The sequence below is a fragment of the Dyella sp. genome, assembly GCF_036746095.1.
In the GTDB taxonomy this organism is placed as follows: domain Bacteria; phylum Pseudomonadota; class Gammaproteobacteria; order Xanthomonadales; family Rhodanobacteraceae; genus Dyella_B.
Genome location: NZ_DAIOEU010000098.1, coordinates 1 through 5551 on the forward strand (window position 1 = coordinate 1; position 5551 = coordinate 5551).

A 5551-nucleotide genomic window follows, 5' to 3' on the forward strand; every position below is an offset into this window, starting at 1 on the left:
CTACGCCTCCAGCTTCATCGGCATGGACCGCCGGCGCGCCTTCGTGGCCTGATACAGCGCGTGCGCCACGGCGGGTGCCACCGGCCCCAGGGAAACTTCACCGCACCCTTGTGGCGGGCGATCACTGTCGACGATCACCACCTCGATCTTCGGCATCTCGGCAAGCTGCAGCAGCGGATAGTCGTGGAAGTTGCTCTGCTGGACCACGCCCGCCTTGAACGTGACTTCGCTCTTGAGCGTGTTGGTCAGCGCAAAGCCAATACCGCCTTCGATATTGGCGCGGATCAGGTTCGGGTTGATCGACCTGCCGCACTCCACCGCGCACACCACCCGCTTTACCCTGAAGGTCTTGCCTTCCCGCACGAGTTCGAGCGCCATCGCCACATAGGTCTGGAATGCTTCGCCACGGCCCGTATAGAGATTGAACGTAAAGCCGCGCGTGACGCCTGGGGCCGGCTTGCGATCCCAGTTGGCTGCCCTGGCCGCCGCGTCGAGCGTACGAATCGCGAGCGGGCTGTGCGCCAGCAACGCGCGGCGATAGCGGTACGGGTCCATGCCGGCCGCATCGGCCATCTCGTTGACAAAGCTCTCCAGCATGAAGATGCTCGACGTGGAGCCCACGCTGCGCATGAAGCTGACCGGAATCGGCTGCTTCACGTCGATCATGTCGACTTTCAGGTTCGGCACGCGATATACGCAGTCGTAGATCGCCTCAAGCATCGTCTCATCCCAGCCACCGTTGCTGGCCATGCGCTCGGCCTTGATCACGCCATAGAGCGACTGGCCGGTCAGGCGCGCATGCATGGCGCGCGGGAGGCCCTTTTCGTCCAGCACAGCGCGGAAGCGGCCCGACACGCCGGGGCGGTAGAAGCCATGCCGGATGTCATCCTCGCGCGAGCGGATCACCTTGACCGGCTTGCCTATCGCCGCCGACGCACGCGCGGCATGCACCACGAAATCCGGCAGGAACTTGCGCCCGAAGCTGCCGCCCAGGAACGTGGTGTGAACGATGATCGTCTCCGGCTTGCGCTGATAGAGCTTGGCCAGCGCATTGCGCACGAAGTCCTGCCCCTGGATCGGCCCCCACACCTCGATGGCATCGTCCCGCACATGCACGGTCGCGTTCACCGATTCCATCGTCGCGTGCACGATATAGGGCGTGTGATAGTCCGCTTCCACAACCTTGCCGCCCGCAGCCAGTACGCCATCGGGGTCACCCAGGCGCGTAGCCACCACCGCTTGCTGCGCACCGAGCGCAGCCTGGCGCGCGGCCAGGATGTTGTCGCTATCGAGGTTCTTCGCCGCACCGGGATCGATGTCGAGTTCCAATGCGTCGGCGCCCTTCTTTGCCAGCCAGTAGCTCGTGGCCACCACAATCGCGGCGTCGGGCGCCTGCACCACGGCCTGAACGCCAGGCATGGCCTTCACGGCATCGGCATTGCGGATGCCCGTTACCTTGCCCGTGACAGTGGGCGGCATCTTCAACGCGCCATAGAGCATGCCCGGCACGCGCACATCGATACCGAACTCGGCCGAGCCGTCGACCTTGGCCGGTGTATCGAGCCGTTGCAGGTCCTTGCCGATCAGCTTGTGCGCGGCTTCGTTCTTGAGACGCGGCGCAGGATTCAGCGGCAGTTTCGCGGCGTCCTCGGCAAGCTCGCCATAGCCCAGCGAGCGACCGGTACCCCCGTGATACACGCGGCCCTTGTCCGTATAGCACTGGCCGGGACGCACCTGCAGCCGCTTTGCCGCGGCCAGCGTCAGCACCTCGCGCGCCTGCGCCCCGGCGATGCGCAGGCGCTGGTAGAACAGCGTGGCCGACATCGACGCACCCACGAACTGCTGCGGTTCCTCATAGGCCGCGCCCGTGCGATAGGCATCGCGCCCGGTCACAAAGGTCACCGTGATGTTCTGCCAGTCGGCGTCAAGCTCGTCAGCCAGGATTTGCGGCATCCCCGTGTAGACGCCCTGGCCGCATTCGCACTGCGACAGTCCGAGTGTGATCTTGCCGTTCGGCTCGATCCAGATCCAGTCGGTAATCTCATGCGTGCCATGCGGGCCGCTGTCGACGGTGCGGCTGGCCAGCACCGGCAATGGAATGCAGAGCGCACCGGCCAGCGCCGCGCTTCCTTTGAGGAATCCGCGACGCGACGGACTCGTCAGCGCTTCACTTTGCTGCGGCATGAACGGCCTCCCGGATGCGATGGTAAGTGGCGCAGCGGCACAGGTTGCTGACCGCGGCATCGATGTCCTTGTCGGTGGGGTGCGGGTTCTGTTTGAGCAGCGCACTGACCGCCATCACCATGCCTGACTGGCAATAGCCGCACTGCGGAACGTCCTTGGCGATCCACGCCTTTTGCACTGCTGAAGATCGATTTGGCGACAATCCTTCGATCGTCGTCACGTTGCGGCCTGCCACCGTGGAGACCGGCGTCACACAGGACCGCTGCGCATTGCCGTCGACATGCACGGTGCACGCCCCGCAGGCGCCGATACCACAGCCGTACTTGGTGCCGGTCAGGCCGGCATCGTCGCGAATCACCCACAGCAGCGGCGTATCGCCGTCGCCGTCGAAGCGGGTCGCTTTTCCGTTCAACACAAAGTCCATGATTGCCTCGCTGGTGCAGGAGAATGACGGCCGCACGCCGCCCTGCACGGCGCAGGGTGCGGCCAGATACGACTCGGGATAGTGTTCGGGAAGGGATGCGCCTTGCCGGCGCGGGGCTTATTCCGCCGTGATGTGGTACGTGCGGATCAACGTGGCCCAGGCCGCGGTTTCATCGCGAATGCGTGCGGCCAGTGCTTCGGGGGTGCTCGCCACGGGTTCCAGTCCCTGGCGCTGCAAGTCGCCGCGCACCGCTGGCGTGGTGAACAGCGCGTGAATATCGGCGGACAGTGCGTCGGCCATCGGCTTCGGCGTAGCGGACGGCACCAGCAGCGCGTACCAGGAACTGACGTCGATGCCTGGCATGCCCTGCTCACCCAGCGACGGTACATTCGGTGCGGCCGGTGACCGCGTGGACTGCGTGACGGCGATCGCACGCAAGGCGCCGGACTGTACAAACGGTGCCAGCGTCGGCCAGGTTCCGAACAACACCGGTACCTGACCACCCACCACATCGTTCACGGCCTGCGTGGTGCCTTTGTACGGGACATGCAGCATGGCAACACCAGCCTTGTGGCGGAACAGCTCGCCCGCCAGGTGCAGGCCACTGCCGACGCCGGGGCTTGCGTAGCCCATCGGCGTCTTGCTCTGGTCGGCCTGCTTTGCCAGCGCCACCAGCTCGGCAACATTGCGCGCCTTCACCGACGGATGTACCGCAAGGACGTTCGGGGAACTGGCCAGTAACGATACCGGCCTGAAATCGCGCGCGACGTTGTAGGACAGCGCGGGAAACAGCGTCGGATTGATCGTCAGGTTGCCGGCCGGCACCACCAGCCATGTGCATCCGTCACCAGCGGCACGGCGTACCGCATCGATGCCGATATTGCCGTTGGCGCCCGGCTTGTTATCGACCACGATGGTCGTGCCCTTGCGTTGCTGCAAGCCTTGCGACACGGTGCGCGCCAGTTGATCGGCGGCTCCACCGGCCGGAAACGGCACGACGATACGCACCGCCGGGCAAGGCTCCGCCGCCCTGCCCGTGGCGCTCATGGCCATACCGGCCGCGCCGGCAATGGCCGCCACGATGACGAGCCATCGCGGCTTGCGTCGCCGAATGACGAGGGCGCGGTCAGTAGCACTGGTTTGGGGGCGACGGTCCTGCATATTTCTCTTCCTGCCAGTTTGGGGGCGCGGCTAACTCATCCGCCAGCCACCCTGCCGCTCACGTCTGGCCGGTAATCCAGCAGGCGCGACAATTCCGCCGCTGCCTCACGTACTTTTTCCACCATCGGATCGAGCAATGCCGGATCGATCCGTGCTGCCGGTATCGTGGCGCCGAGTGCCGCCACCACACGTGTGGTGCGGTCGCGCACCGGCGCGGCAATCGTCGAAATGCTCGCTTCGAAGAAACCTTCGTGCAGCACGTATCCGCGATGGCGATCACGCTGCACCATTTCGTACAGTTCCTCCACCGTGCGCGGCGTGCTTTCCGAAAACACTTCGAGACGCGGCTCCGGGTACAACTCGCGCAGTTCGTTCAGCGTCAAATCTTCCAGCAGCACCCGGCCCAGCACCGTGGCATGCGCGGGCAGGCGCGTACCAACGTTGACCGTGCTCGTGAACGGCCGCGCCGCCACCGACTTGGCGACATACACGATCGACCGCCCGTCACGCACGACGAGATTGCACGGGTAGTGAATCTCGTCCCGCAGGCGGTCCAGCAGCGGCCGCCCCAACTCAGTCAGTTCCAGTGATGCCAGGTAATCGAATCCGAGCCTCAGTACCGCCATGCCAAGCCGGAATTCCCGGCCACCATCGGTGCGCTCCACAAATCCCATCATTTCCAGCGTGGCGAGCAGCCGGAACACCGTCGAGCGCGGCACCTGCAGCCGCCTCGCCAGTTCCGCCGCCGACAACGTGCGGTCCTTGCTGCTGAATTCGCCCAGCAGCCGCAGTCCCCGCTCGAGGCCCGGCACGATGTACTTGTCCTGCGTCTCCTCTGCGGGAGTGTCCTTGTTCATGGTCTCTTTCTGCCTAACGTTCGGTTTGCCAGTGGATAGCAACGGATCGATATACCATGCTCCACATCGCCGATGCGCGCATGGCACATCAATGCATCCGGAAACAGTAGCAGATGTGTTTTATATATGAAACCTAGATTCACATCAGGAACGAGTTCAATGTAGGTTGGCTTTGTTGATTCATCAACTTAAGCAAAACACCAATTGACACCGCAGCGCACTACGCAAACCACACGCGCGCCAGCACAAAGTTGCGAACAACAAGCGGTGTGAGACAATCGCAGGCGGTTTCCAGCCGAATTTCCGGCATTCCTCCTTAGCGCCCCGTTCATGTCCAGCACCACCCAGCACACTCCGGCTACGTCCGAAGGCAGCGATCCCTGGTCGACTCTCGACGAAGCCGGCACCGGCCTCACCGTCAACGACTTCCTGACCACGATGCTGAGTCAGCTGGTCACGGCGCTCCGCAATAGCGTGACCGAACCCTATGCATCGCAGTTCGATCTGACGGTGCCGGAATGGCGCATCCTGGCCTTGCTGGCGCACGGCGAATCGATGTCGTTTGCCGAACTGGTCAAGCAATCGACGTCGGACAAGGCGCTTGTCAGCCGCACCCTGCGCCTGCTCGAAGACCGGGGCCTTGTCACGCTGGAGTCGGAAGGCACAACGCCACGCAAACGACTGGCCTGCAAGATCAGCGACACCGGCGCCGCACTGCACGCCCAGGTCATTCCGCTAGCCCGACGTGGCCAGGCATCGGTCATCCGGTTGCTGACGCCGGAGGAGCGCCAAGGACTCTATACGGGATTGCGCAAGCTGCATGGCATCTGCACAGGCGCCGGAAAAGAGTGACTGGCCAGCGCCGGTACGGCCTTCGATGCCATCTTGTCCCGGCGTGACCGCACCGCGTTGAATCTCACTTGCG

Annotated in this window: 5 protein-coding genes; 1 reads left to right on the forward strand and 4 read right to left on the reverse strand. The window is 64.1% G+C overall.

Annotation, left to right across the window (positions count from 1 at the left end):
- From V7M64_RS21665 to V7M64_RS21680, 4 genes are all read right to left on the reverse strand, one after another.
- Window positions 1–2184, reverse strand: a complete 2184-nt coding sequence (locus V7M64_RS21665; RefSeq protein ID WP_333682192.1) for a molybdopterin cofactor-binding domain-containing protein — start codon at window positions 2182–2184, stop codon at window positions 1–3.
- The gene (locus tag V7M64_RS21670; RefSeq protein ID WP_333682193.1) at window positions 2168–2608 is read right to left on the reverse strand and encodes a (2Fe-2S)-binding protein; all 441 of its coding nucleotides are present in this window, start codon (window positions 2606–2608) and stop codon (window positions 2168–2170) included. Before V7M64_RS21670 ends, V7M64_RS21665 begins: the two co-directional genes overlap by 17 nt.
- A 117-nt stretch (window positions 2609–2725) precedes the next feature.
- Window positions 2726–3769 (reverse strand): tripartite tricarboxylate transporter substrate binding protein, encoded by a 1044-nt coding sequence (locus V7M64_RS21675; protein ID WP_333682195.1) that lies wholly within the window; start codon window positions 3767–3769, stop codon window positions 2726–2728.
- Window positions 3770–3804: 35 nt separating this feature from the next.
- Window positions 3805–4626 (reverse strand): IclR family transcriptional regulator, encoded by an 822-nt coding sequence (locus V7M64_RS21680; RefSeq protein ID WP_333682196.1) that lies wholly within the window; start codon window positions 4624–4626, stop codon window positions 3805–3807.
- Between the two features lie 330 nt (window positions 4627–4956).
- On the opposite strand from V7M64_RS21680, the gene V7M64_RS21685 reads away from it, so the two are divergent.
- The gene (locus V7M64_RS21685; protein ID WP_333682197.1) at window positions 4957–5478 is read left to right on the forward strand and encodes a MarR family transcriptional regulator; all 522 of its coding nucleotides are present in this window, start codon (window positions 4957–4959) and stop codon (window positions 5476–5478) included.
- The last annotated feature ends 73 nt before the right edge of the window (window positions 5479–5551 follow it).

Excerpts from the sequence above, each read along its gene's own strand:
- V7M64_RS21665 (WP_333682192.1), bottom strand. The coding sequence starts at position 2,184 with ATGCCGCAGCAAAGTGAAGCGCTGACGAGTCCGTCGCGTCGCGGATTC.
- V7M64_RS21670 (WP_333682193.1), bottom strand. The coding sequence starts at position 2,608 with ATGGACTTTGTGTTGAACGGAAAAGCGACCCGCTTCGACGGCGACGGC.
- V7M64_RS21675 (WP_333682195.1), bottom strand. The coding sequence starts at position 3,769 with ATGCAGGACCGTCGCCCCCAAACCAGTGCTACTGACCGCGCCCTCGTC.
- V7M64_RS21680 (WP_333682196.1), bottom strand. The coding sequence starts at position 4,626 with ATGAACAAGGACACTCCCGCAGAGGAGACGCAGGACAAGTACATCGTG.
- V7M64_RS21685 (WP_333682197.1), top strand. The coding sequence starts at position 4,957 with ATGTCCAGCACCACCCAGCACACTCCGGCTACGTCCGAAGGCAGCGAT.